Origin of the sequence: Gardnerella sp. DNF01159, assembly GCF_049244215.1 — a bacterium.
GTDB lineage: Bacteria > Actinomycetota > Actinomycetes > Actinomycetales > Bifidobacteriaceae > Bifidobacterium > Bifidobacterium swidsinskii.
This window is the reverse complement of sequence record NZ_CP058387.1, coordinates 941,722-968,585: the sequence shown is the minus strand read 5'-3', so window position 1 is coordinate 968,585 and position 26,864 is coordinate 941,722. Positions and strand designations below refer to the sequence as shown.

Below are 26,864 nucleotides of genomic sequence, written 5' to 3'. Positions count from 1 at the left end.
ATTTCACCTAAAATGGTTACTGATGAAACCAATGAGCTATATCAGTTTAATGGTGTATTCGAAAAAGTTAGAAGTGCTGATATTCGTCTTATAGATACTTCTAATCTGGAGCTGGAGCATGTGCTTGGGCCAACGATAGTACTGTTCCTAGCGAACTATAAAGCCAAGAATGGGAAACCGTCTTTTGCTGATTTCATCAGTCGTTTAGAGCATGATGATACTTTCTTTTCAGAATTCATGCATTTAGCAAGGCATAGGCTAGAAAATGTAGCAAAACTAGAATTAAAAAAGAAAGAATATAAAAAATGGGTTACAGGTTGTTTGCATAGTGATGTTCATCAGATAAACAAGGTTTTCAATTATTCTTTCAATAAGAATAATAAAATATTAACTAAAGTTTGCGGTGATTTACATGAAACACCTCCTTCTTTCCTAGTAGAATCAAAAGACTTTAAGTTGTATTTGAAGCGTGGCTCAAATGGTAATTTACAAGTATTGGAAGTTCTATGGAGCTTAATATCTGAAGATGAGAAAATATTGGATTTGGTTTGGCCAAAAAGTTTAAATTTGGGGGATCATTCTTGGTATGAATCTATTGATCGCAAACCATTATCATCAAAAGAACAGGCTTCAAGATACTACCGGAGATTTGGACAAATTATGTGTTTGGCTTATGCGTTGCGTATGAGCGATTTGCATTATGAAAATATTATTGCTCATGGAGAATATCCTGTAATTATTGATTATGAGACACTAGGTGCGTTAAATATAAATGAAAGTTATCGCAAGAATGATGTTAGTTTTAATTATAAACTATTGAAGCGGATAAATAACAGTGTTCTTATGACAGGAATGCTTCCACTAGCTGCAAATCAATCTGAGCGTGATGATGTTGGTGCTATATCTTCAAAGAGAATACTTAGATCTGTTAAGGAACTGGTTGATATAGGAACTTTAGATATGAGGTTTGAGAGAAAAGATAGAATAGTCTCTACTAACACTGCCTCTCCCTTCTTAAGTAAATATGATGGTGAAGAAAATTTGGCATGGGAAGATTATTACGATGATATATTAGATGGTTTTCATTATACGTATACAGCTATTCTTAAAGTGCGTAAGGAGTTGATTGCTAAGTTAGAAAGTGTTGCTACATCTATCGAAAGTAGAATTTTATTACGTAATACCCGAGAATATGCTGCTGTTATAGAGGCGTTGAAATCATATCGTTTTCAAGAACGTAAGGAATATATTTGGAAGATTTTTTGCGAAAAGAAGTATGGTATTTTATCTTCAAATTTAGTTGACTACGAGCGTTCGGTTCTAGAAGTTGGACTTATTCCGTCCTTTTACTGTAGAGCAAATTCAAAAGATCTTTATGGTGGAAATAAACAGCTACTATGTGAGCTTTCTTTGACTCCCATTACTTTAATGAAACAACAACTTGAAAGGCTGAATACAAAAGATCTTAAATTTCAAGTTGATGTGATTGAGTTTTCTCTTAAAGGTGTAGCTACAGTGCAAAACACGCAATGGTTAACCTATTGTGAGACTTGCAAAAAAAATAGTTTAATTGCGCTAAAGTCACAAACACAGATAGCTTCCGATTTATCTTTTAGTATTGAAGAATTCTTTACAAAGTATGCTGTAATTGATAAACATAATTCGAAGAATAGATATTGGTTTGGAGCCAATGTTGATGATCGGGACAATCTAGTTATTGATGTTGTTTCCAGTAATTTATATTCTGGAAGAGACGGTATTGAGACTGTTCTTAAAAATAGTCTTCCCGATGATAAGAATGGTCAATTTACATCTAGTTCAGTTTATTTGAGTTATATGTCTCGTTTGATTGTTGGTGAAGATCGTAATCGATTTTTATCGTGCAATATTAATGAAATCTTGAATTGTGTTCGAAAAGATAGTGTTCATGATGTTCTTGGAGGGAACGCGGGTTTTATTTTTTCTTTGGCTGATATGAACACTGATTATACGCATGTTCTTATTCAAGAAGCTGCATACAGTTTAAAGAAAAAAATGATCTGTGAAGAAGGGATTTTGCGATGGCCTATCGGAAATGAAGTAAGAAAAGCTAATGCCAGCTTTGCGCATGGTAATGCTGGCATAGGATTGTCGCTTCTTAAGGCTGGAATAGTTCTCCATAACGAAGAATACGTCGATCTTGGATTAAAAGCTATAAAGACAGATGATTCATTTATAAATGCAAGTGGTTTATGGGTGGATACGCGTCATATTCCATCAATTCCAACTGCTAACTGGTGTAATGGAACAACTGGTATGGTTCTTAGCCGATATTTATTATTGGAATTGGATAAAACAGTAGGATTTCTAGATTATTTTGAACGTCAAAAAGCTCGTGAAGAAATTCATTTAGGGATTCAACATATTCTTTCTAGCTTTTATTCATTAACAAGTTTTTCTATGTGCCATGGCATTTCAGGTAACCTTAAGTTGCTAATATTTCTTGATAAGCAAGGTCTTTTATCTGTAAATCAAAGTGTTGAATTGAGTCGTCAGATTAAACTATTCCTACGTTATATTGTTGATTTTGGATGTGGGTTCGGTAATAATCGTTTTCAATCTTTAGGACTTATGACAGGACTAGCCGGGATTAAATTGTTCCTCGATGAACTCTCTAATGACAAAGCAACTTTGTTTCCTCTTATTCCAGTAAGGAGTGATGCAAATGAAAATGATTAAACAACAGTCAGAAAAAGATTGTTTACTCGCATGTTTTGCCATGGTTTTGTCTGTTTATGGGATTAGCAGAGATCCATATTCGATTAATCCTGAACACTACCTATTTGAGTCTGATGGATTACGAGCATCTAGTTTGCGATCTTTATGTGAAAAATATGGTCTACTGTTAAAAGCATATCGTATTAATTCTTTAGAGTTGTTGGAATATGCCAAGCAAAGTGATTCAATCTTGATTTTACATTTGATCAACAATCATTATGTTGTGCTATCAAAAGTAAAAAAAGAGTTTTTAGTTATAAACGATCCAGCATACGGTATAAGACGTATTCGTATTGATGAACTTAGTAGAATTTTTTCAGGAACAGTGTTGTCGATTTCTAAAGATTCTTCATCAAAAGTGAAAATCGATAAAAAAGATCCTGTGAAAAAAACTAATGTTTTTTCTTTATTTTCAAAAACTGGTTTTTTGTGGATGCTGCTTTCTTTTATTTGTATTCAAGGTGTTTCATTATTATACGCTGCGTTATTGCGTTGTATAGTTGAGAAAAACAATAGTTTTAACTATTTGTTTATAGCAGTAGGGTGTATAGGGCTAATTACTGTATTGAATTATTTTGTGCAGGTAAAAGCATTAGAAAAAGGGGCTAGAGATTTTGATAGGGCTTATTCAAATCGTCTAATCAAATCAATGACACAACAGCCATTATCTTATTTCGAACGTTCCAGCATAGGTGCTTTAATCGAGAAGTTAGCTTTACGCACTACGGTGCGTGATACGCTACAAAAGGCAATCATTCCTCAACTGTTTTCAGCTATATCTTCTACTGTCCTTCTTGGATTCATAGCCTATTTTACCCCTATTATTTCAGTCGTTCTACTTTTAGGGTTAGCTTTTTTTGCAACCATTAACTATTTCATTGTTAATAGACAAAAAGAATTGACGTTTGATTTTATTCAATCTCAGCAAAACTTATCAACTAGAATTCAACATGATATTGAAGATATTGCTGTTCTTATTTCTACTCGTAAAACCAATTATATTGCAGATAAATGGATTCAATTAAATGATTCACTAACGTCTAGTTATCTATCGCTAACAAAACTAGTTACGTTAGCTCAGTCGTTCTCTTCTTTTTTCACATATGCTTCAAATATTTTTCTGGCCGTTTATCTAGCATTTTGTTTCAAAATGGGCAGTGTTAACCTGGGTGAAATGCTAATGATACAATCATGTGCAGCACTATCTGTATCAGGATTAAAAGATGTGCTTAACTCGTTTACTGGATATGTAACTGTACGACAAAATCTAGATAGGAATAATGACCTTACTGCTACGCAACCTAAACAATTATTTGTCGAAGATTCTTCTAGCTCTGAATTAGTTGCTACAAATTTGAGCGTAACTTTACCAGGAAATAAACATTTAGATTATGGGACTATTCATTTCACTCCTGGAGAGAAGGTATTTCTAATAGGCAGATCTGGTATTGGAAAAACAACCTTTATTAAGACTCTGCTTGGTTTAATACCTCATCAAGGTCTGTTGTATCAGCCGAGTAGTTTTAACGATAAAGTTGGAGTTTCGTTAGCTGATACACCTTTAGGCGGATCTACCATCCGAGAATTTCTTGTGGGTGAATATGATAAAAAAGATGCTAACTTACTTTGGTCGGCACTGGAAATAGTTTCTTTAGATCAACGTATAAAAGAATTTCCTTTAAAATTGGATTCCTTATTGTTGGAAAATGCTTCTAATTTGTCAAGTGGAGAAAAAAAGAGATTAGCTATTGCTCGCGCTCTTGTTTCGGCTCAAAACGGATGGGTTTTTTTGGATGAGCCTTATATTGGGTTAAATCAAGAACTTATAAAAACTATTCATTCGAATCTTAAAAACAACAAACAATTATCAATTATGTTAGTTACGCACAACTTGCGAATGTTGAAACCGCAAGACAAAGTTATATTTTTCAGTGATATTGCATCACCAGAAATTGGTACACATTCGCAGCTATTGAATAGTAGCGAAATGTATCGAAATTATTACAAATCACAAATGAATGGAGATATTAATGTCTAAGTACGCAATTGAAACTTGTAGACTATCAAAAGTCTATGGTGATCAGGCTGTAGTGCGGGATTTGTCTATTCATGTTCCACGTGGAAGCATCTATGGTTTTCTTGGACCAAATGGTGCTGGCAAATCAACAACTATGAAGATGTTGCTTGGTCTTGTTAAACCTTCAAGTGGTCAGATTGTAGAGTTTCGGAATTCTGCAAGTAATGGTAGCTCTAAGAAAGTGTTGCCGGGGTTATTGGTGGGATCGTTGATAGAAGGTCCGGCATTTTATCCTAATTTAAGTGCCTTAGAGAACGTTGATTTGGTTTGCGATTATCTTGGCATTGTTCGTGCTCAAGGTCGAGAAGCACTCGACATGGTTGGGCTTTCAGGTATAACTGGTAAAAAACCAGTGAAAGCGTTTTCTTTAGGAATGAAGCAGCGTCTAGGTATAGCGCTAGCTTTGGCAGCGAATCCACCTGTGTTGATTTTAGATGAGCCAACAAATGGTTTAGATCCTGCTGGTGTAGTAGAAATGCGTCAGCTAATTGTTAATTGGGCGCATAACCGTGGTACGACGGTGATGATTTCATCTCATATACTTTCTGAAATTGAACAGATGGCTGATTATGTGGGGATTATCTCAGCAGGAACTTTACGCTTTGAGGGGCGTATGCAGGATATTTGTTCTGCAGGGTACTTGCAACTACAAGTTTCTGATATGCAATCTGCAGTAGTTCTATTATCTAATTGTGGTATTGATTATAAAGTGGAAGAGGCTAGTAGATCCCTAATATTGCCAATTATATCTAATGAAGTAGTAGCAAATTTGGTTGCACATCTTGTGAATCAAAATGTGAAAGTATATAGGGTACAAATGGTTCGTCAATCTTTGGAAGAAGCATTCTTAGAACTAACAGATCCAATTTACACATCAAAGGTGGTCGCAAAATGAAGCAGTTTATTTTAACGCTAAAAAGTTTGCGTCATCGACAGATTTTGCTGATTACATTATTATTCATTGCTGTTGTTGGCTTATGGTTGGGTGCAGCGCTTGCTAAACGTGCTCGTGGCCCCAAAGAGATTCACCTTTATTTGCTAGCATTGAATGAGGTGATGATGTTAGCTATCTACGTGTTACCGATTATTGCTGCAATTGTCGCCTCTAGGGTGGTAACCACATCGCGTGATGGTGGTATGGATACTAAACTGCGTTCTATGGGAATTTCTGCTAGTCGCCAGTTTGGTGCAAATCTTGTTGTAACTATAATGATTACTACGCTAGTTGCTGTTTTCATTTTGGCATTAGCGCTCGTATCATCGTTAATATATGGATTTAATAGACCAAACAACATTACAATAATATCATTATCTGCTTTACTTGCACTGGTAGGAGATGCGATTGCTGTAAGTGCTATACATACATGGGCTGCTACACAATTTTCACAACAAGGTGTGACTCTTGGAATGGCTGTGGTTGCTGCTATAGGTACATCTGCACTTCCATTTGCTGGTTTAAATTATTTATCTTGGATTTTGCCTTGGGGTATTGTTAGTGCTGCGAATCCGGTACTTGGTTCAACTGGTGGCGTGGTTACTATTAGCTCCGAAGCACTACTGTTTGGCGTAGTAGCAGTGATTGTTGGGATTTTCTGGTCTAGTGTGTGCATGTTTTTGATTAAAATTAGAAAGGTGGAACAATGATAAAAAAAACATTTGCTTGGGAATGTAGGAAAAATAACATTACTTGGTATTGGATTGCTTTATTGTGTACGTCTTTTCTTGGATTGCTTATGGGAATTAGTCAATATGAGTCATATGAAGCAGAGTTCAAGGCTCAAGGAGTTACCTATTTAGCAGTATGGGGTCAGTCTGCGTTGTTGCCAACGACATTATTCTTTCCTATATTGCTTGGTGCACTGCAAGCGCAGAAAATGTCTAATGAGCATAATGGCCGTAATATTGCTCGTTTAAAGGCTATTGGAGTTGTTAATAAGTATATTACAACATTGACGCTTCATTCCTTTGTTATTTCTATGTTTTCTGTATTGCTGTTTGGCACTTTACAACTTGTTGCTGGCATATTTCTTCATTTTCATATTTCTGATGTATTTTCTCTAGTTCCTCGTTTATTTGCGATTGCATTAGCGATGACAGCTTGGCAACTGATTGTAGTGGGTATTGGGGTTCGCCTTTCAGGATTTTCTTCAATTGTTACAGTTGTGTTGGTTTCATCACTCATAGGATTTGGAATGGCTATTGTTGCACCCGCATTATCTGTTGTTTATCCACCGGCTCTTCTTGCGTATGCAAGTGCTGTACGTTGTATAGGTGATTTTTATGCGGTAGGTTCGATTGTTATCTCTGTTATGATGAATCTAATGTGGATAATTTTGGGAATGATATTCATAAAGGTTCAATTCAAACGAGCAAGGCTATGAGCACTTATATGCGTGAGAAAGCTTTATTTCATCACGATTATAACGCTAGACGAATATCCTCAAGTAGTTACCGGCTTGGGTTCTTTGACCAAATATATGCAGCTTGGATAAATAACTCTGAGCCGGTATGGATTATTGGAATACTTTCGACTATCTATCAAATAATAATTGGATTACGTAGTGATGCTGATCCGATTATAGTGTGGATGACGGTTGTGCTAACTTCTATTGCAGTATTTGGTAGGCGCCGATATTGGCATATTTCTGTTGCTTTATCTCTTATGGCCGCTAGTATATCTGCCTATTGTGGAGATGTAAATATTGGATTGCTTACCATGTATATTCTGGCTTCTTCAGGTATATGTTTGCTTGATATGCGAAAAATGTTAATAGGTATATTAGCCTTAGGTGCTGGAGTTGTCTTATCAACTCTTTATGGATATGTAGTCTTCGGCAGGAAATTAATTATTCCTGCCATTTCTGTTTTTGTATTTACATCTCTAACTGCTGCTCTAATACGAATGAGAGCAAATCAGGTCAGAGAGAAACAACAAGAACAAGCCATATTATCTGAACTACATGAGAGTGAATCCCAAGCACGAGTTAATGAGAAAGCTACGAGAATGGCAACTGTGCTACACGATTCTGTTGGACATTGTCTTACTGCAATTATTAGCCTCACTGAGGGTCTGCAAGTAGATGATGATTTAGATGTGAAACAGCATGAAATAGTGAAACTTATCAACGAATACGCTAGAAGTGGCTTACGGCAAACAAGAACTCTAGTTAACTCGATATCTGGTGGAGAACAAGATAGTAATAAGGAACATTCTATTACCGATATTGAAGAACTGGTTGCAGGAATCAATAAACTTGGAATACGCGCACAGCTAGAAATAACACCAGTAGTTCCAGAAGTGGGGGTTCAAATTCAATGGGCATACAGGATTATTCGCGAATCTATAACGAATACTTTGAAACATGCTACACATGCTACAGAAATTAGTGTTCAAATCACCATAACGTTGAAAGGAGAACTCGAAGTTGTTGTAATTGATAATGGCAAACAGATGGGTATTCATGAACAGACTCCGTCTACTGGTTATGGTCTTGCTCATATCGCTGCTGATTTAGTCAGTATTGGAGGCTCTATTACTGCAGGGGTCTATGCTAGAGGTGGCTGGAGAGTGCATGCAATTATACCAAAGGAAAATATCTATGATTGATCGCAAAAAAATCCGAGTTATTATTGTCGATGATCAGAAAGCTATCCGTTATGGATTTTCAATGATAATTAACAAATCTGCTACATGTACTGTCATAGGATCTTGTGAAAACGGGCTAGTTGCATTAGATATGCTTGAAAGGTTATCTGCATCGGGTGAGCAGTTGCCGGAAATAATAATTATGGATATTAGGATGCCTGTTATGAATGGGATCATTGCGACAAAACATATTAAAACTAAATACAGAAATATTAAGATTCTTGCACTTACTACTTATGATTATGACGACTATGCATTTAAAATGCTAAGTTCTGGAGCTTCCGGTTTCCTACTAAAGGATGTGCGCGGACCGCAACTTATATCTGCTATTGAAGCTATTAATGCAGGAGATGCTGTGCTAACTCCAAGAATAACAGGAAAGATATTAGCTCGTCATGTTTCTCAAATCAGTGCAAGTCAAGATGTGCAAATAGCTAGAGCTAAATTTGATGCTCTAACAGAACATGAAATTGAAATAGTAAGCCTTGTGTCATGTGGTCTCAATAATGCAGAAATTGCTGAGAAGCTTTTTATTGAACCTGATTCAGCCAAAAAAGCTGTCTCTCGTATTCTTGCAAAACTGGGGATGCGTGATCGCGTGCAACTAGCTATAGAATGGATAAAAACTTCTAATTGAGTAAAAATAAAAGTCATACTCTAATTAGACATATGTAAGACAATTCACATTTACGAAATAAATCGAAAAATTTAATAGTTTTGCACTCAAAAACGATAAAAACAATTATGTGGTATGAACTGTGCTAAAAATTAAAAATATTTTACTCAGCAGTTTTATATGTATTGTATATTTGAAAAAGTGGGAGTGACAGTTTTTGATGAGAATTATTGACCGAAATATAAACATATGTTTATACAGTAAAACATATGTTTATTTTCATTAAAAACTGTAATAATTACTGATTTTATAAAGCACTTCGTGAAAATGGAGTGCTTTTTTCTGTATATTGGTGTGTCGAATTTTCTAAAAACAGGTAAAAATTTCGAATTTTATTGATATTTAATAAATATTTTAGTTATAAATAGTGTTATTTTAATTGTTTATAATGTTTAAACGATATAATGAATTTGACATGAAACAACAGTATGAGCTGTAACAGTAGTTGTTGGCTGGGTATAAAAACTACTGCTCGTAGTAGCTCTTACTACTTTGCTTCATTGCGGAACCGTGAATTTTGTATGTGTAGTTTTACTGTGCTACGAAACTAATCGTGTATTTCGAATAGTTTCGCCTACGGTATCGTTTGCGAAGTTTGTAAGATATTTTTGCCGCCAATAATTGCGTAAGCCGCTCAAACTATATCGATTAATATGGTAAGGAGAGTTACGTGGACGGAATTCTGTCAGTACTGCTCGATATTTTCAGACAGCCATCTGTTATAGTTGCGCTTATTTCTTTTATTGGGCTTGCAGTGCAAAGAAAGAAATTCTCGGATATTTTGCAAGGATCAATCCGTACTCTTGTTGGTTTTCTTGTTTTAGCAGCTGGTTCTGGAGTTATTACTGAAGCGTTGAACCCCTTTGGCAAAATGTTTCAATACGCATTTCATGTGCAAGGCGTAGTGCCGAATAATGAAGCAATTATTGGAACTGTTTTATTGAAGTATGGCTCTGAATCTGCGCTTATTTTCTTCTTTGGAATGATTGTTAATATTATTCTTTCTATTACTTCTCGTTTTAAATTTATCTATTTAACGGGTCACGTAGCTTTCTATATGGCAAGTATGCTTGCAGTTATATTTAATGTTGCAGGATTTAGCATGTGGGAAGTTCTTTTATGGGGTTCAATTGCTCAAGGATTGTTTACGACAATTTCTCCAGCACTGGTGCAGCCGTTTATGAAGAAAGCTTCAGGCAAAGATGATGTTGCTTTAGGACATCCTGCTGGTACTGGTGTTGCTTTAGGTGCGTTAATTGCAAAGCTTACTGCTTCAAAAAAGCGTCCTTCTAAGTCAACTGAGGATATTAAATTCCCAGCAGCATTGGGATTCTTGCGTGATACAACAGTTCTTATCACGCTTTCTATGGCTGTTATTTATATAGTAGTGGCACTTTTTGCTGGATCTTCGTATGTCGAAACACATTTATCTAATAGTCAAAACTTCATTGTTTTCGTTATGTTGAAGGCTGCAACTTTTGCTGCAGGTGTTTATATTATTCTTGCAGGCGTGCAGATTGTTCTTGACGAAATTGTTCCAGCTTTTAAGGGAATATCGGAAAAGCTTGTTAAAAATGCGCGTCCTGCTTTAGATGCACCAATGACTTTTGGCTTTGCTCCTAATGCTGTTCTTATTGGTTTCTTAGCTAGTTTCTTTGGCGGTTTGCTTGGAATGACGCTTATGGCGATTTTGGGAACGACAATTATTATTCCTGGAATTGTTGCGCATTTCATGGCTGGTGGTGCTGCAGGAGTATTCGGTAATGGTCAAGGTGGAATACGTGGTTGCTTGACTGCATCATTTATTAATGGCCTTTTCATTACTTTCCTTCCGTTGTTCCTTTTGCCAGTGCTTGGCAATTTGGGAAGCGCAAATTCTACATATTCTGATGCGGATTATGGCGTATTTGGTGTAATACTTGGTTACGCAAATATTGTCGGTGGTCGTACTGTTTTAATTTCTGTAATACTTATTGCACTAATATTGTTCTATTCTGTTTCGATATTGATGAATAAACGCGATTCTAATAATTTTGAAAAGGTTGAAGAAATAAAATAAGTAAAGAAAATAAAAATACAATTAAATAATTGTATATACATATAAAAATTAAAAATTTTTTTACTCATTTTCTTATTTATTTGTACATTTTATTGTATGACTGGTAGGATAACAGAGTTATTAGTTTTGCATGAGCCGTTGTTACTATGCTGTGTTTTACACAAACTAGTATCAACGGCTTTTTCATATTAGCGTTTAGCTAGGGGAGAGTGATAATGGTCGAAGGTGTGCCTAAATACATTGCTGTGCGAGATAATCTACGCGCTCGCATTGATTCTATGGAAGCGAACGAACAATTACCTCCTGAAATTGAATTGTGCAAACAATACAATGTGAGCCGTATTACTTTGAGGCATGCAGTCGATAACCTTATTACTGAAGGATTACTTGTTCGTGAGCAGGGTAGAGGAACATTTCGAGCTTCTTCAATTATTCCTAGTTATAGTCAAGAAGTAATTTCTGATCGTGCGCAAGGATTTTACGAGCAGACTTATTCTAATGATGCAAAAAATTAGAATAAAAGTTATTGAAAACGATGTTATTCATGATGAAGATGCTGCTGCTCGTTTAGGCCTTGATCCAGTAGATGAATTGATATGTTTGAAACGCTTGCGTTATGTTGACGATGTTTTATCGCGTTATAGTGTGCTCTATTTGCCTGCTTCTCGTTTTCCTAAAATTTTGACGCATGATTTTTCAGATGAGTCGTTATCTGATTTTTTGCTTAAAGCGTACGCTGTTCAACTTGTAGAAAATGAAGTGTCTGTGCATATAGAAAATCTATGTGACAGGCTTGCAGCAGTACTTAACCTTGAAGTTGGAACTCCTGCAATTACAGCTTATTCTACTGTAAAAGATAAGTTTGGTACGATTATTGCTTTTGGTGCATCTGTTTATGCGCCAAATTCTGGTGAGATTCGTTTCCACCTGCATTCAAATGCTGCTTAATTAAACTTTAGGGCTAACTAAGAATGTCTTAGCTAGCCCATTTTTGTGTTAAAAAACAATAAAACCTTGCTGGTTTTCCAGCAAGGTTTTTTCGTGTCCGGAGCGGGAGTTGAACCCGCACGCCTGTAACAAATAGGCACTAGCACCTCAAGCTAGCGCGTCTACCATTCCGCCACCCGGACAGGTGTTTTAGACAACAGATAAGACTATAACATCTTTTTTTCTTCTTCGCTTCGGCGTGTTGAAAAAATTACGAATTTTCAAAATATTTATATATGAAAATAGTAATAATAGTTTTAAATTATGCTATTTTCAGTATAAAAATCTCCTTTACTATCTTGTTTAAAATCAATAATATTCACTGACTTTTTTGCCAAGTTTCCATCAAAGTCAATGAACGAGTGTTGTGGCAATGAAGAAATATCATGTTTTGGATAGTCTCTTCTAAAGAAAGCACCTCTAGATTCATGTCTAGCAAGTGAAGATTGCAATACTGCCTTTGCAAGTAGTGACATGTTCTTTATTTCCCATATTGCAGTAATTTCTTGGTTAAAAACTAAATTATTGCTATGGATGTGTAATGACTGAATTTTAGGATCTATAAATTCTTGTATTTCATTAAGTGCTTCCTTAATTGATTGCTCGTCACATGATATTGCAACAGCGTTTTCCATGATTTTTCCTAAATCTGCAAATAATTTATAAGGATTATATTCTTCTTCTATTTGTGAAAATTCGTCGTTATAGCTGTTGTCTGTAAAATCTGTAGCTTGATTCGCACTTGTTTTCATAAGCTGATTAAGCTCATTATTTCTTTGTTTATATAAGACTTGTAGCGCAGTATTATTTGAGAAAGTTTTATTGGTTTCGTTGGTTTCGTTGGTTTTGTTACTGTTAGTTTCGTCATCCTTGTTTAAGTTTTTCAATTCTTTTGCTATTGTTGCTCCCGCGCGATTTCCAAAAAGGCATGCGTCAAGCAAGGAGTTTCCTCCTAATCGATTAGCTCCGTGCACTCCTACGCATGAGCATTCTCCGGCAGCGTATAAACCATAAACAATAGTTTGGTTGTTATTTTGCCATCTATATACTTTTCCATCCAAAGTTATCGGTATTCCGCCCATTGTGTAGTGAGCTGTAGGACGAATTGGGACTAAATCGCAAGTTGGGTCAAGATGAGCATATTTTTCAATAGTTTCTGTGACTTGTGGCAAGTATTCTAACATATTTTCTCGGCTGATATGTGTCATATCTAGCCAAATGCAATCGTTATGTGAATTGCTTTGTTGCGTAGTTGTTGAATCGTTTACACCTCTGCCTTCGCGAATTTCTTGGGCAATTGCACGAGAAACAACATCTCTTGGAGCTAAATCTGCATGTACTTCATCGTATTTTTTCATAAAAGCTTCGCCATTTGAGTTCCTAAGCACGCCGCCTTCAGCTCTTGCTGCTTCTGAAAGCAGAATACCAGTATGAGCTAGTCCAGTAGGGTGGAATTGAATGAACTCGCAGTCTTCAAGTTGTAATCCTGCTTTTAAAGCTAAAGCCATGCCATCGCCTGTTAAATCCCACGAATTAGATGTTGTTGCAAATAATCTTCCCGATCCGCCTGTAGCTAAAAGTAGGAATCTAGACTTTATTGCTCGCAAGTTTCCTGCAGATAAATCAAATGCAACAATTCCTTCAACGCTCATAGTTTGATCGTTTATAGCAACATCTGTTACGTAACAATCTTCAGCAAATACAATATTCTCGGAAACACATTGTTGCCATAAGCTATGTAAAATTTGGTGACCAATACGATCTGCAGCAAAAGCTGCACGTTCAATTGGATTCTTTCCAAAATTAGCAGTATGTCCACCAAAACGGCGTTGGTTAATATATCCATTTTGTGTTCGAGAAAATGCTACGCCATCATGTTCAAGCTGAATAACTGTTTTTGGTGCTTCTTTTGCAAGTAGCTTTGCTGCATCTTGATCGCTTAGCCAATCTCCGCCATGAACTGTGTCATAATAATGCCATTGCCATTTGTCGTGCTCTACATTCCCAAGGCTTGCTGCTATACCTCCTTCAGCAGAACCCGTGTGTGAACGCAATGCTGGCACTTTAGAAATCACTAAAATTGATGGTGTTTTTCCTTCTTTTTTCATGCATGCGTATTCTTCGGATTTAATTAATCCTAGTGCTGCAGATAATCCTGCAGCTCCAGCGCCAACAATAATAACATCGTAGTATTCGCTTGATTGCATACTTTTATTTTCTCACATATCTTGTATTGAGCGCGTTATTTTACGCTACTTTTTGCTGTGATAATGTTAAATTTTCTTTATTTTGTACAATAATTCCTTCCAATTCTAGCAATGCAATTTTTCCAGAAATTTCAGCAATAGATGGTATGTAATCTAATTGTTTTTCTTTGTAAGAAGTTTTTATTATTTCGTATATTCTGTCAACATTTGCAAGTTCGTGTTTGCGTTTGCACGTTGTAATTGCGTCGATAATTAGTTTTTGTGTATTGTCATAATTTTTATAGTCTATACTTAATTTTTCTGGTTTAGGTTGAGAATAAGCAAAGTAGTGATGAGATTGAGGAAACAGAATATCTATATCTTGAGTTGAACACAATATTATAGCTTGTGAATCGTGTATTAGCTTGTTGCATCCCGCATTATTAGGCTGATTGATATCTCCTGGTATAGCGTATAGTTCGCGATTTAAATCCGTTGCCCATGTTGCAGTATTTAGCGCTCCGGATTGTAATCTTGCTTGAGCAACTATAATTTTTGATGCTAGAGCTGCAATAATTCTATTTCGCAATAAAAATCTGTGGCCTACTGGTGTTGTATCTGGGCATAGTTCGCTAATACACACTCCGCCTTTTGCAATAATTTGTTCAAAAAGCTGATAATTGCATCTGGGGCCCATATGATTTAATCCTCCTGCAAATACAGCAATGGTTTTTCCTGTAGGCTTATTTTCATCTATATCTTGTGCATCTAATGCGCCCCAATGTGCTGCTGCATCAATTCCGTACGCTCCACCAGAAATAACAGTATGACCTTTCGAAGCGCAATCATAAGCAAATTGATATGCAAGTTCTCTTCCGTAGTCTGTGCAAGAGCGTGAACCAACAATAGCAAGTGGATTATGACATTGTGTTAATGTTTGTGGATTCCCTACGCCCCACAAGCATAAAGGTGGTGAGAAATGACTCTGAAAAGCCAAATCTTGTAATTGTTTCGGCCAATATTTGCTGTGTGGTGCAATAATCCATTGCTTTCCGCCAGAAGTGAACCATTGACATAGTGATTCATTATTCCATGTCGGCAAATGCAATAATCGAACGCACCATTTTGAAATAGAATTGTGTAACACTTCTAAAGACTTAGGCGCATTATTGTGATAACCCCACGCTGTTAAGCCCTTCTTGAAATAATTTTCTAAGAGAGCAAGCTCTTTATGTTTTTTTATGGAACTTAACATTGTAGATACTAATTCTTGATTTTTGTTACGTTTTCTTGAGCTAAAAGTTTTAGAATTGGCATCGTTTTCTTGATCTGCTACTTCACTAATAATTGGAAGTTGCATTTGTTGAGCTGAGCATGCTGATTGTTGTTTCGTATAATTTTTCACAATTGTTTTTAATAGAGAGACAATTTCTTTAGCGCTTTTAGATCCCAATAGTAGTGTGTACATAATTGCATCCGCTCCTTCAAGGCAGAATGTAAGTATTGCACGAGATATTGTTTCTTCGTCTGGTGAAGAAAAATCGCTAGATGCACTAATGGTTTCTTTAGTGTTATCCGTGTTGTTTATGCTCTTAGTGTTCATATTCGTGTCCTTAAACTGATAGCTTGTACCATGTCTGTCATGTCTGGTGAAGTGTGTCCAGAAAGATCAGCAAGTGTCCACGCGAGTCGCAATGCTCTATCTACTCCGCGCAAACTCAATTGATGCTTTTCTAATGCACGGTTAATAAGTCCTACAGCTTGCTGTGAAGTGTATTTTCTAAGCCACGTTCCAGATGCTTGTGCGTTGCAATCCCAACCTTGTTTTATAAAACGATTGCGAGCAATTTTACGAGCTTCTATTACGTTACCTCGCATTGTTTTGCTATTCAGATACGTGTTTTTAACTGAGTTTTGTGCATTGTCTTGATAATGGTTTGAAATAATAATTCGTTCTACTGGAGGTACATCCATTTGAATATCAATACGGTCAAGAATTGGACCTGAAAGGCGTGAAAAATATCGTGCTCTTTCGCGCTCTTTGCAAGTGCATCTTTCTCCATTTCCGTATGCGTAGCCGCAAGGACAAGGATTTGCAGCAATAACAAGCTGGAATTTAGCTGGATAAAGAGTTGTACCTTTTGAACGAGAAATAGCAATATGCCCTGATTCCAATGGTTCTCTTAGGGTTTGCAATACTCTAGGAGAAAACTCTGGAGCCTCATCCATAAACAGCACTCCGCAATGTGCTCTAGTAATAATCCCAGGTTTTGCAACTCCTGTTCCTCCTCCAATAAGAGAAGCTGCTGAAGCAGTATGATGAGGTGCTTCAAATGGTGGAATATTGCTAATTCCGTAGTAGGGAAGTGTGCCACAAAGTGAACGAATTGAAGCAACCTCAAGCTGTTCTTGTTCGTTAAGTGGACACATAATGCTTGGTATTCGTGAAGCTAGCATGGTTTTTCCAGATCCTGGAGGTCCAATCATCATCACGTGATGTCCTCCAGCTGCAGCAACTTGTAGAGCCCATTTTGTATGTTCTTGCCCTATTACTTCAGACATATCTCCAATTTCATGTTTTGGTTCAATTTGTAGTGGGGAAGTGCTTTCTTCGTGAATTGACGGATTATAATCTTCTTCTCCATTGTTATAATTTCCATTTCGTTCAAGAACTTGCATATGTTTATACGCAGGGTCTTCTTCAATAAGCTTTAATGATTCCTCGCTCAAACTGCCATGCAATTGCGTCACTAAATCTAAAATATGGTGTATTCCAATAGATTCAATTCCATCTACAAGTTGTGCTTCGGCAAGATTTTCTTGTGGAATAATCATTCGTTTAAAATGCATCTTTTTTGCGTAAAGTGCAATAGGAAGAATGCCTTGAATAGGTAATACTGTCCCGTCAAGATTTAGTTCTCCTAGAATAACTGTATTTTCTAATTCTGTAAGTGGAATATACTTTTCTGCGCTTAGTATGCTTGCTGCGATAGCTAAATCGTATGATGCTCCGCTTTTTGGCATTGAAGCAGGTGATAAGTTTACTGTTACCTTTCCTTCAGGCCATTTGCAATGCAATGCAAAATGAGCTGATTTAACGCGCTCTCTTGCTTCGCTTAATGAAGTGTCGGGTAAGCCGATAATAGAAAAGTTTGGCATATTTCCAGATATAAAAGCTTGCAGCTGAATAGTAAAAGCTTTAAGACCAATAAGTCCTATTGATGTTGCGTTTCCAATATGCATTAGAATGCTCCTTGAACATGCTTGAATTGGATTGATGAATTATCTTCAATTCCTTCCAAAGATTGCAATTCATATGCAGAATCTGGATAAGTGTATTTGTTAATAACGAGAATTGATACAGCATCAAATCGAATACGGTAATGAGGTATGTCGCTTCCGCATTCTTCCAGCCATTTCATACCAGTTGTACGTAATTTGCTACATTTTTCTTGAGTAATTGCTTCAAGTGGAGTGCCACAACGTACGCTTCTTCGAGTTTTTACTTCTACGAATACCAATTTTTGTTCTGGAGTAATCATTACCAAATCTAGCTCTCCATTGCGGCAATGCCAGTTTCGGTCAATAACGTGCCACCCTTTTTGCATAAGTCGCAAAGCGGCGTATGTTTCTCCCAGTTTTCCCAACTCTTTACTTTCAAGAGAATCATCTTGAAGCTCGTTGGACACTTGTTCAAGTTTTTCTTGCAAAAATACTTGAGCAGTTTCAGCGTTGTCAATCTCGGCAAGCGAGATAATTTCATCGTCAATAATGTGTTTTTGTGTAATCATGCTGCTATTTTCTGTGCTTATTGAGCAGTAATCCAGATTTTTTAAGCATTGTGGATAAAAGCTGCATACGGCGTGTTGTATTAGAAATTCAGTATATTTTCCGTATTTTTCTAAAACAAATTTCGCTATTTTTTGCAAACTGTTAATTCGTTATAGCTAATTTTGATAACCGCACGTATGTACGAATGAACCATAGTGGCATATTGTCGTTATCACTTAAATAAATATGTAAACAGAAAACGGAAAAGTAAGCGGATGCGCAAAGTAAGCTGAAGCAAACTAATCTACTGTTTAAAAAGTCGCAAAACTGGAGGGGTATTATGAGCGATATTGAAGAAACGCAAGGAAAGTATCATTTTGAGACCTTGCAATTGCATGTAGGTCAAGAGCAGGCGGATCCGGCAACTGATTCTCGTGCAGTTCCTATTTATCAAACAACAAGCTACGTATTCCATGATTTTGACCATGCTGCAGCTCGTTTTGATTTGCGTGACGCTGGAAACATTTATGGTCGTTTAACGAATTCTACTCAAGATGTTTTTGAGCGCAGAATTGCAGCTCTTGAAAGTGGTACTGCAGCTTTGGCTGTTGCTTCTGGCGCGGCCGCTGTCGACTATGCTATTCGTAACATTACGCAGCAGGGCGATCACATCGTGTCTTCAAAGAATGTGTATGGTGGAACTTATAACCTTCTTCGTCACACTCTTCCTCGAGATGGTGTAACAACTACTTTTGTCGATCCTAAGCATCCTCAAAACTTCGAGGATGCTATTCAACCAAATACAAAGCTTGTATACTTTGAAACTTTCGGTAATCCTAACGCAGATTTGCCTGATTTTGAGACTATTTCCGAGATTGCTCATCGCCACAATCTTCCTGTTTTTGTTGACAATACTTTCGCAACTCCATATCTTTTCCGTCCGCTTGAGCATGGTGCAGATATTGTAGTCGAATCTGCTACGAAATTTATTGGCGGTCATGGTACAACTCTTGGTGGCATTATTGTTGAAGGCGGCAATTTTGATTGGGCTAAAGTCCCTGGAAAATTCCCAACTCTTACAGAAGCTGACCCAAGTTACCACGGTTTGAACTTCTATGAAGCTTTAGGACCTGTGGCTTTTGTGACGCGTATTCGTGCGATTATTTTGCGCGATACTGGTGCTTGCATTAGCCCATTTGCAGCATTCTTGCTTTTGCAAGGCACGGAAACCTTGAGCTTGCGTGTTGAGCGTCACGTTGAGAATGCGTTGAAGGTTGTTCAATATTTGCAAACTGTGCCAGAGGTTGAATCTGTAAGTCATCCTTCTATTGAAGGTCGTTCTGATCACGAGCTTTATAAGCGTTACTTCCCGAATGGTGGAGGCTCTATTTTTACGTTTGATATTAAAGGTGGAAGGGATGCAGCTCGCGTATTTATTGACAATTTACAGCTTTTCTCATTGCTTGCAAATGTTGCTGACGTGAAGTCATTGGTTATTCATCCTGCATCTACTACGCACTCTCAGGAAACTCCTGAAGAATTGGAAGATCAAGGCATTCATGAAGGCACTATTCGTTTGTCTATTGGAACTGAACATATTGACGATATTCTTGCTGATTTACAGCGCGGGTTTGATGCAGTTCGTAAAGCAGGACTTGCTTAAATAGAAAAGAGAAAGCAAAGCAAAAATTATCAATTAAAAATATTCCTGAAGATCCATTACCATTTTATTCGGAGCGCATATTGTATTTGTATGTGCTCCGATTTTTATACATTTTGTAAATTTGTGCATCATACTTTAGGATGAGACGCTAATTTTTTCTCAATAATTTCCGCCTTACGCACGATGGTAATCAGCTGTATTTTTCCGTAAATTTAAGTATTAACAGTAGATAACTATGCGATTACTACTTTTTAAGAAAAGGAGCAGTTATGAACAGTCCGTACGAAACAAGCTCATACGAGCAAGAAAATGCTTTAGATTTTAGAGCAGATTTTAACCAAAACTTGATTGGTGAAACAGCAGTTGCAGCTTTGCATGTTGTTAAAGATTTTGGCAAGGGTGCAGGCATTGTTCACGCTTTGCGAGATGTAAGTGTAAGTTTTGAACGAGGCAAGTTTACTGCAATTATGGGTCCTTCTGGCTCTGGAAAGTCAACTTTAATGCATTCTTTGGCTGGACTTGACAGCGTTAATTCTGGAAAAGTTTTGGTTGATGGCTTAGATATTACGGGCATGAGTGATAAGCAGCTTACGCTTATGCGACGCGAAATGGTCGGATTTATTTTCCAAAGTTTTAATCTTCTTCCAATGTTTAGCGCTGAGCAAAATATTCTTATGCCTCTTACTTTGGCAGGCAAAAAGCCAGATAAGCAATGGTTTAATACTTTGGTTTTAACTCTTGGATTGCAAAATCGATTACATCACAGACCTGCTGAGCTTTCTGGTGGTCAGCGTCAACGTGTTGCAATTGCTCGAGCTTTAATCTCTAAGCCTTCCGTAGTTTTTGCAGACGAGCCTACCGGAAATCTTGACTCTGCTTCCAGCTCAGAAGTTTTGCATTTCTTGAAGAAGTCTGTAACGGAGCTTGGTCAAACTGTGATTATGGTTACTCACGACGCTGTTGCAGCCTCTTACGCGGATCGAGCAATCGTGTTTGCAGATGGTCAAATCGTTGAAGACGTGCAAAATCCTACTGCAGAAGGCATGAGCAAGATGCTTATGGAACGCAGCGAGGCTGGTATTAATAATCAGCCTGCTCAATTGCAATAAAAGGTGGTGAAGTTAGAATGTGGAAAATCGCACTAAAACTTATGCGTAAAAGTGTACGCATGCTAATCGCCTCTGGAATTGCAATTCTTATAGGCAGCATGTTTATGAGCGCTACTTTGCTTTTTGTAAATAGTGTTGACGACTTGATGGTTCGCAATGCAACGGAAGAATTCCGTAGCGCAAATTATGCAATATCATTTAAAAATCCTAACAGCTCTCCGAGTAGTGAAATTCATTATAAAGACCTTCATTTAGACAAAATATCGAAGATGCCTGGTGTCAACGGTATTCGCAGTAACGATGCGACTGCGCTTGTAGGAGTAGAAAAAGGTGATAAATCAGTTACAAGTATTGCTTGGTCTAGTGGTTTGTATGGAAATCTTCCTGTGTATAAATCAACAGAAGGTAGAGATCCGCAAAAAATAGGCGAAATTACGCTTATTAAAAGTATTGCTAAATCCATACATGCAAATATTGGCGATACTATAACCTTGGTTAAAGTAGATGAAGCTGGCGGAAATAAAGAAAAATCATACGATGTTCGTGTGGTTGGTCTTGTTGACGATGGAGAACATTCTCAAATACCAATTTCAAATCGCGGCACGTATCTTGGTGGCATAACGAATGATTTTTGTGCAAAACTCAACAATCTTAAAAATTTTGACAATCAAGTTGTGCAAAGCAAAGTGTACATGAGTATTGATGAATCTAAAATAAACGATTTATCTCCTAAGATTAATGCTTTGCTTCCAGAGCAATTTTCTCTTATGTCTAGGCACGAAGTTGGTGTAAGAGCTGTTCGAAGTGTGTCAAACGGCACAAATTTTGTGACTATGTTCTTGCTATCGTTTGGTGTTCTAGCGTTGCTTATTTCTTCGCTTGTTATAGCAAACACATTCCAAGTGCTGGTTGCTCAACGCAGACGCACTCTTGCGCTTTTGCGCGTAATCGGTGCACAATCGCATCAGCTTTATACAGCAGTTTTGCTTGAAGCTGCAATACTTGGAGTTATTTCTGCGGCTATTGGCGTGCTTTGCGCAATCGGATTTATGGGCGCAATTAGTAACGTGAATATTAATTCTGGACCATTATCTAAAATTCCTTTGATTGTTTCACTTCCGGCGATTGTGTGGCCAATAGTAATTGGCGCGATTGTAACAGTTCTTGCATCTATGGGTGCTGCGCGATCTGCTACAAAAGTAACGCCTATGGAAGCGTTGCGACCAATGGATTTGATGAAAGATAAGCGTGCAAGCATTATTCGCGCTGTTTTTGGCGTTCTATTTATTGTTGTAGGTATTTTATTTACGGCTTTAAGTTCTACTTCTTTGGCAAGCATGATTGCTCAGCAGTCACCTAATGCTGGTGCTGACTCTTGGAGGACTTTGATTGGAGCAGTTTTTGGATGCGCGCTTGTGTTTATTGGAATTATTATTACAGCAACATTCTGGATGCCGTTTGCTATGAAGGCAACTGGCGCAGTTATGGCACTTTGTGGGCCTGCTTCTAAAGTTGCTAACGCAAACGTGCAACGAAACCCTAGAAGAGTTGCAGCAACTGGAACAGCTTTGCTTATTGGAGTAACGCTTGTTTCAACAGTAGTAACTGGCGCAATGTGCGGTAAAGCAACTCTTAAAGGTGTTGTTGATGACCGTTACAGTGTTGACATTATTATTCAAGGCAAGAATGTTGATGAATCTTTAGCTGCCGACATTTCAAAGATTAGTGGAATAAAGCATACTGAGTTGCTTCCTGCAGTTCCTATGACTTTTAAGAACGCTAAGGGCAAAACTGAGTACGCTATGGCAGCTGGAGTTGATAATGTAAATCAACTTAGAAATGTAATGCACACTGACCTTGATGGCGTTAATATAAACAAAGATTCTGTGCTTTTGCCTAAGTTTAATGATGAAGGTGGAGAGCCTTTTGATCTTAAAAAAGGAAGTCTTAATCTGCAGGCTTATGTAGAAAAGTACAGTTCTGGTGAAACAGACAGTGATAATATTACGCCATTTACTGGCATGAATACAGACTCTAGTAATAACGATAAGAGCATTACTGTAAAGCAAGTTCAGTTTAAGAAGTATCGAAATGTTGGTGTGTATTCAAATAATACTGCTTTTGTGAGCAAATCCTACTTCAATAACTACCTTAAGCCTACAACGCATATTTTGCTCATTTCGGTAGACTCTAGCAAAGCTAATCTTGTAGATATTGCTAAAAACATTCGAAATGTTACATCTAGTTATGCGGAGGTTGTGTCTACTGGAAGCGTGTTTGAGCGAGCAAAGTGGGAGAGTACTATCGACGCAATGATGATGGCGCTTGTTGGCTTAATAGCAGTAGCTGTTGTGATTGCTTTAATAGGCGTTGCAAACACATTAAGCTTGTCTGTTATTGAGCGAACCAAAGAATCTGCAACTTTGCGTGCAATAGGCATGACAAGGGGTCAGGTTAGAAGGTCTCTTGCGTTGGAGGCAACGTTAATTTCCTTAACAAGCACTGTTTCTGGATTGGTTATTGGAACAGCATTTGGTTGGATTGGATCCTACATGGTATTTAGCGTAATTGGCAAAGTTCCGTTTGTAGTTGATTGGACTATTTACGCGGTTCTTGCTCTCATCGCTTTGCTTGCAGCGCTTCTTTCCAGCGTGCTTCCAGCTCATAGGGCAGTAAAGTCTTCGCCAGTAGTTGCGCTCGCGGAGGACTAAATTTCGTAAGAACATATGTGAAAAGATAGTCTGTAGAAGCTAAGTTGCAGAAAAAATAGAGATAGTGCCGGTATGTAAATTTTACTTATCGGCATTATCTTTTTCTTAGGCTTTTTCGACACTCTGAAAAAATTTGTAATATTGTTATTATTTTTTTATTGAAACGTGCGTATAATTATGCGACTAGCATAATATTATGTAAAAAAAAGAGCATTTTTTATTAGTAATATTCAAAAATAATACGATTATTATTCATCATGACAAGTTTTATCGGAAATATTCCGAATAAATGGCATTGAAAATGTATTTATTTCTTTGTTATGCTCAAAATGACTGCTGACATAAGTTAGACATGAAGGCCGCTACGAGCAAGGAGTAACAAATATGGTAACGGTCAAGAAAAAATCTGCCGCAGCAATCGCAGGATTTGTTTTGTTCCTGCAAGGTCCAATGCCAGCATGGGCGCAAGAAGCTGCTGAGGTTGTACAAAATACGCAAGCTCAAACAGAGGTGACTGCAAAAGCATCTACTGAAAATAAATTATTGCAAGTTGAGCATAACATTGAAGAATTAAAGTCTAAAATTGATGAGCAAACTAAAAAACTTGAAGATGTAGTAAATAAGTTAAATAAGACTATAGAGAATATTAATACTTTTACAAAAGGTATTGCTAAAAAAGAAAAAGAACTTGATGGAATAAATAAAGTTATTGGAACTGATTTAGCTCAAGCACAAGCTGTTCTAAAAGATCTTAAGAAGAAAAAGCAGCTAAAAGAAGTAGAACTTAAAAGTCTTGAGATTCAGAAAGAACAGTCTAAAGATAATTATGAAAAATCAAAAAATGAATTAGATTCTCTTATTTCTCTTGAGAGTGAAGAATCTTCTAAGAAAGATTCATACGAGAAAATATATAAAAACTATGAGAATAAGATGCAGAATCTTAATTCAGACATTAAAGTTCTTTCTGAAGAAATAGAAAAGGATAGAGCTGCTCTGCTAAAACTTAGTGCTAAAGTAGATGAAGATGCGAAAGCATTGGAAGATGCAGAGCATCAAGATAATGCAGATTTTGATAAATTGCGTTCTAATCTTGAAAATGCTGACAAAGAGTTTAATTCTTTAAATCAGGAAATTGGTGTAAAGAAACTTAAGCTTAGCGATATGAATTCTTCTTTAACTCAGCTTGAGCCTAAGTTTAATGAAGCTGTAAAGTCGTTCGAAGAACAATCTAAGCAGCTTGAAAGTATTAAGCAAGATTTAGACATTGCAAAACAAGATACAGAAGATAAGCTTAAAGATTTGAATGATAAGACTAGTTCTATTGAAAACATTAAAGAAGAGCTTTCTGCAATAGAAGTAGATATCAACAGTTATGAGCTTTCTAATAATGAATCTGAAAGAAATAAAAAGATTGAAGGTTTGCGAACAAATATTGCTGTACTTAAAGATCTTCTAAAAAATTTCCAAGTTCAAAAAGTAGACAATGAAAAAGCAAAGAAGAATTTAGAAGATACTTTGAATGATCTTAAGAATCAGCATAGTCTTGCATTAGCTGAACTTGACGCTTTGAAAGCTTCTCAATCGGAAAAGAAGAAGAGCTCTGAAAGTGACTCTACTTCACCTGTTCCTAAAAGAAATAATTCTGATTCTCAAACACAATCTAATGATTCTGAAAGAAGAATTGCTCCTAATAATCCGCAATCTTCTGTAAATTCAAAAGATAATGCTGATTCTTCTATGCATCCTAAAGTTTCTACTCCTTCTGATGTAGAAACTTCGGGAGCGCCTTCTGTAAAGCATTCTGGAACTTCTTCTAAAACTCCTTCTGAAGCGCCTTCAAGTGCGACTAAAGAAACCTCTTCTTCTAGTGAAAGCTATGTTCCTCCGGTAACTGCTGTTGAAGAACAGAAACAGAATGAGAATATTTCTCAGGAGCAGCCTGCAGCTCAGTCTTCTAATCCTGTTCGTACTGTTGCAGTAAAGGATATTGTTTCTGAAGATGCTGCAGATAAGCAGTCAAAGCCTGTTGAAAGCAAGACTGTTGAATCTGCAAAGCCTTCTGCAAAGACTTCTGAATCTAATGTGGCTAAAGAAAACGCTAAAACTGCAGAAAGTACTGAAACTGCCGAAAATGATGATGTTCAGGATCGTCCTGCTAACGAAACTGACGAAAAGATTTCGGATACAGTAAGCGAAAAGCCAAAAACTCAAGCTAGTGCTACAGCCGAGAACAAGTCTTCTGGCAATATGCTTAGCAATATAATGTTGGGTGTTTTGGGTGTGCTAACTATTTCTGGAGCTGCTGCTGCCGGCGTTACTGTTATGCGTCACCGTCGCCTTCCGAGAGCATAAATTAAAAAACTACTCGGTACGTTGATAATCTAAATTTGCGGCTATTTGTGTCTATGCATAAATAGCCGCAGATTTATATGCTTACGGCTTAACTAAGCCATTTTCATAAGCGAAAACTACAGCCTGCACGCGGTCTCGAGCACCGATTTTTCCTAAAATATGCGCAACATGAGTTTTAACTGTTGGCAAACTAATAAATAGTTTGTCAGCAATTTCCTGATTTGAAAGTCCGTGAGCAATTTCAACAAGAACTTCGCGTTCTCTATCAGTAAGTTCTGTAATAGCTGAATTTGTGTACGCGCAGCTTTGTGTTGCTTGCGCAGCCGGATTTGCTTGTACATCGTAACTTTCTTGTGCAGCGTAATTCGCAGTGTAATTCGCAGCACTGTTTTCTGTAGTATTTGTTGCTACTTTGCCTTGCTGAATCATATTTTCAATCAAACGCTTCGTAGCAGTCGGAGCAATAATTGCGTTTCCTTGATACACTGTTCGTATTGAATTAAGCAAAGTTTCAGGTTCAGTATCTTTCAAAAGGAACCCGGAAGCACCAGCATGAATTGCAGCCATAACATATTCGTCTAAATCAAAAGTTGTTAGAATAATAATTTTAGTATTTTCGTTAGTTTTTTGCTGCAGAATTTTGCGAGTTGCTTCCAATCCGTCCATTACAGGCATGCGAACGTCCATAAGAATAATGTCTGGATTTTGGCTTTTAGAAAGCTCCACAATTTGTGATCCATTAGAAGTCTGAGATACAACGTGCATATCTTGCTGCGAATTTATTACCATCGCAAATCCTGCTCGCACAAGCTCCTGATCGTCTGCTATTGCAACGCGAATTACTTCATTGTTTTCCATATTTTCCATAGT

The 26,864-nt window shown here is 37.1% G+C and carries 17 protein-coding genes, 1 tRNA gene and 1 pseudogene; 13 read left to right on the top strand and 6 right to left on the bottom strand.

The genetic code is table 11. The features are described 5' to 3' along the window. Positions 1–12 precede the first annotated feature (12 nt). From HXT39_RS03805 to HXT39_RS03765, 9 genes and pseudogenes are all read left to right on the top strand, one after another. Positions 13–2,718, top strand: a complete 2,706-nt coding sequence (locus tag HXT39_RS03805) for a DUF4135 domain-containing protein (RefSeq protein ID WP_103013981.1) — start codon at positions 13–15, stop codon at positions 2,716–2,718. Continuing rightward, complete coding sequence (locus tag HXT39_RS03800) at positions 2,705–4,795, top strand: cysteine peptidase family C39 domain-containing protein (protein WP_004111355.1); 2,091 nt, start codon at positions 2,705–2,707, stop codon at positions 4,793–4,795. Before HXT39_RS03805 ends, HXT39_RS03800 begins: the two co-directional genes overlap by 14 nt. Next, positions 4,788–5,729 (top strand): ABC transporter ATP-binding protein, encoded by a 942-nt coding sequence (locus tag HXT39_RS03795; protein ID WP_004111357.1) that lies wholly within the window; start codon positions 4,788–4,790, stop codon positions 5,727–5,729. The genes HXT39_RS03800 and HXT39_RS03795 overlap by 8 nt, the downstream gene beginning before the upstream one ends. Beyond that, positions 5,726–6,478: an ABC transporter permease gene (locus tag HXT39_RS03790; protein WP_004111358.1), complete on the top strand. Its 753-nt coding sequence runs from the start codon at positions 5,726–5,728 to the stop codon at positions 6,476–6,478. Before HXT39_RS03795 ends, HXT39_RS03790 begins: the two co-directional genes overlap by 4 nt. After that, on the top strand, positions 6,475–7,215 hold the full coding sequence (locus tag HXT39_RS03785; RefSeq protein WP_004111359.1) for a hypothetical protein: 741 nt from the start codon (positions 6,475–6,477) through the stop codon (positions 7,213–7,215). The genes HXT39_RS03790 and HXT39_RS03785 overlap by 4 nt, the downstream gene beginning before the upstream one ends. Further along, on the top strand, positions 7,158–8,441 hold the full coding sequence (locus HXT39_RS03780) for a sensor histidine kinase (protein ID WP_146012655.1): 1,284 nt from the start codon (positions 7,158–7,160) through the stop codon (positions 8,439–8,441). Before HXT39_RS03785 ends, HXT39_RS03780 begins: the two co-directional genes overlap by 58 nt. Continuing rightward, entirely contained in the window at positions 8,434–9,117 is a 684-nt protein-coding gene (locus HXT39_RS03775; protein WP_004111361.1) for a response regulator, read from the top strand. Before HXT39_RS03780 ends, HXT39_RS03775 begins: the two co-directional genes overlap by 8 nt. 709 nt (positions 9,118–9,826) lie before the next feature. Then, a complete protein-coding gene (locus HXT39_RS03770; RefSeq protein WP_103013982.1) occupies positions 9,827–11,215 on the top strand; it encodes a PTS ascorbate transporter subunit IIC in 1,389 nt (462 codons plus the stop codon). Positions 11,216–11,430: 215 nt separating this feature from the next. Continuing rightward, positions 11,431–12,163: pseudogene (locus tag HXT39_RS03765) on the top strand (GntR family transcriptional regulator). 94 nt (positions 12,164–12,257) lie between these two features. Here HXT39_RS03765 and HXT39_RS03760 read toward each other — a convergent pair. From HXT39_RS03760 to HXT39_RS03740, 5 genes are all read right to left on the bottom strand, one after another. Further along, positions 12,258–12,345: transfer RNA gene (locus HXT39_RS03760), tRNA-Leu, on the bottom strand. Positions 12,346–12,459: 114 nt separating this feature from the next. Then, the gene (locus tag HXT39_RS03755; RefSeq protein WP_102703031.1) at positions 12,460–14,409 is read right to left on the bottom strand and encodes an FAD-binding protein; all 1,950 of its coding nucleotides are present in this window, start codon (positions 14,407–14,409) and stop codon (positions 12,460–12,462) included. Between the two features lie 40 nt (positions 14,410–14,449). Next, positions 14,450–15,991, bottom strand: a complete 1,542-nt coding sequence (dprA, locus tag HXT39_RS03750; protein WP_103013983.1) for a DNA-processing protein DprA — start codon at positions 15,989–15,991, stop codon at positions 14,450–14,452. Next, entirely contained in the window at positions 15,988–17,631 is a 1,644-nt protein-coding gene (locus tag HXT39_RS03745) for a YifB family Mg chelatase-like AAA ATPase (RefSeq protein WP_103013984.1), read from the bottom strand. The genes dprA and HXT39_RS03745 overlap by 4 nt, the downstream gene beginning before the upstream one ends. Continuing rightward, positions 17,631–18,179 carry a YraN family protein gene (locus HXT39_RS03740; RefSeq protein WP_103013985.1) on the bottom strand — a complete coding sequence of 183 codons (549 nt, stop codon included), beginning with the start codon at positions 18,177–18,179 and terminating at the stop codon, positions 17,631–17,633. The genes HXT39_RS03745 and HXT39_RS03740 overlap by 1 nt, the downstream gene beginning before the upstream one ends. Before the next feature lie 320 nt (positions 18,180–18,499). On the opposite strand from HXT39_RS03740, the gene HXT39_RS03735 reads away from it, so the two are divergent. The 4 genes from HXT39_RS03735 to HXT39_RS03720 all read left to right on the top strand — a co-directional run bounded on the left by HXT39_RS03735 (position 18,500) and on the right by HXT39_RS03720 (position 25,994). After that, positions 18,500–19,822, top strand: coding sequence for an O-acetylhomoserine aminocarboxypropyltransferase/cysteine synthase family protein (locus HXT39_RS03735; RefSeq protein WP_064621975.1), 1,323 nt, complete (start codon positions 18,500–18,502; stop codon positions 19,820–19,822). A 269-nt stretch (positions 19,823–20,091) separates the two neighbouring features. Continuing rightward, the gene (locus HXT39_RS03730) at positions 20,092–20,931 is read left to right on the top strand and encodes an ABC transporter ATP-binding protein (RefSeq protein WP_103013986.1); all 840 of its coding nucleotides are present in this window, start codon (positions 20,092–20,094) and stop codon (positions 20,929–20,931) included. Between the two features lie 17 nt (positions 20,932–20,948). Next, positions 20,949–23,642 (top strand): ABC transporter permease, encoded by a 2,694-nt coding sequence (locus HXT39_RS03725; protein WP_103013987.1) that lies wholly within the window; start codon positions 20,949–20,951, stop codon positions 23,640–23,642. A 384-nt stretch (positions 23,643–24,026) separates the two neighbouring features. Further along, positions 24,027–25,994, top strand: a complete 1,968-nt coding sequence (locus tag HXT39_RS03720) for an ATPase (RefSeq protein WP_103013988.1) — start codon at positions 24,027–24,029, stop codon at positions 25,992–25,994. An 81-nt stretch (positions 25,995–26,075) separates the two neighbouring features. Here HXT39_RS03720 and HXT39_RS03715 read toward each other — a convergent pair whose 3' ends face one another. After that, positions 26,076–26,861 carry a response regulator gene (locus HXT39_RS03715; RefSeq protein WP_012914080.1) on the bottom strand — a complete coding sequence of 262 codons (786 nt, stop codon included), beginning with the start codon at positions 26,859–26,861 and terminating at the stop codon, positions 26,076–26,078. Between the last annotated feature and the right edge of the window lie 3 nt (positions 26,862–26,864).

Excerpts from the sequence above, each read along its gene's own strand:
- HXT39_RS03805 (WP_103013981.1), top strand. The coding sequence starts at position 13 with ATGGTTACTGATGAAACCAATGAGCTATATCAGTTTAATGGTGTATTC.
- HXT39_RS03800 (WP_004111355.1), top strand. The coding sequence starts at position 2,705 with ATGAAAATGATTAAACAACAGTCAGAAAAAGATTGTTTACTCGCATGT.
- HXT39_RS03795 (WP_004111357.1), top strand. The coding sequence starts at position 4,788 with ATGTCTAAGTACGCAATTGAAACTTGTAGACTATCAAAAGTCTATGGT.
- HXT39_RS03790 (WP_004111358.1), top strand. The coding sequence starts at position 5,726 with ATGAAGCAGTTTATTTTAACGCTAAAAAGTTTGCGTCATCGACAGATT.
- HXT39_RS03785 (WP_004111359.1), top strand. The coding sequence starts at position 6,475 with ATGATAAAAAAAACATTTGCTTGGGAATGTAGGAAAAATAACATTACT.
- HXT39_RS03775 (WP_004111361.1), top strand. The coding sequence starts at position 8,434 with ATGATTGATCGCAAAAAAATCCGAGTTATTATTGTCGATGATCAGAAA.
- HXT39_RS03755 (WP_102703031.1), bottom strand. The coding sequence starts at position 14,409 with ATGCAATCAAGCGAATACTACGATGTTATTATTGTTGGCGCTGGAGCT.
- dprA (WP_103013983.1), bottom strand. The coding sequence starts at position 15,991 with ATGAACACTAAGAGCATAAACAACACGGATAACACTAAAGAAACCATT.
- HXT39_RS03745 (WP_103013984.1), bottom strand. The coding sequence starts at position 17,631 with ATGCATATTGGAAACGCAACATCAATAGGACTTATTGGTCTTAAAGCT.
- HXT39_RS03740 (WP_103013985.1), bottom strand. The coding sequence starts at position 18,179 with ATGATTACACAAAAACACATTATTGACGATGAAATTATCTCGCTTGCC.
- HXT39_RS03735 (WP_064621975.1), top strand. The coding sequence starts at position 18,500 with ATGAGCGATATTGAAGAAACGCAAGGAAAGTATCATTTTGAGACCTTG.
- HXT39_RS03730 (WP_103013986.1), top strand. The coding sequence starts at position 20,092 with ATGAACAGTCCGTACGAAACAAGCTCATACGAGCAAGAAAATGCTTTA.
- HXT39_RS03725 (WP_103013987.1), top strand. The coding sequence starts at position 20,949 with ATGTGGAAAATCGCACTAAAACTTATGCGTAAAAGTGTACGCATGCTA.
- HXT39_RS03720 (WP_103013988.1), top strand. The coding sequence starts at position 24,027 with ATGGTAACGGTCAAGAAAAAATCTGCCGCAGCAATCGCAGGATTTGTT.
- HXT39_RS03715 (WP_012914080.1), bottom strand. The coding sequence starts at position 26,861 with ATGGAAAATATGGAAAACAATGAAGTAATTCGCGTTGCAATAGCAGAC.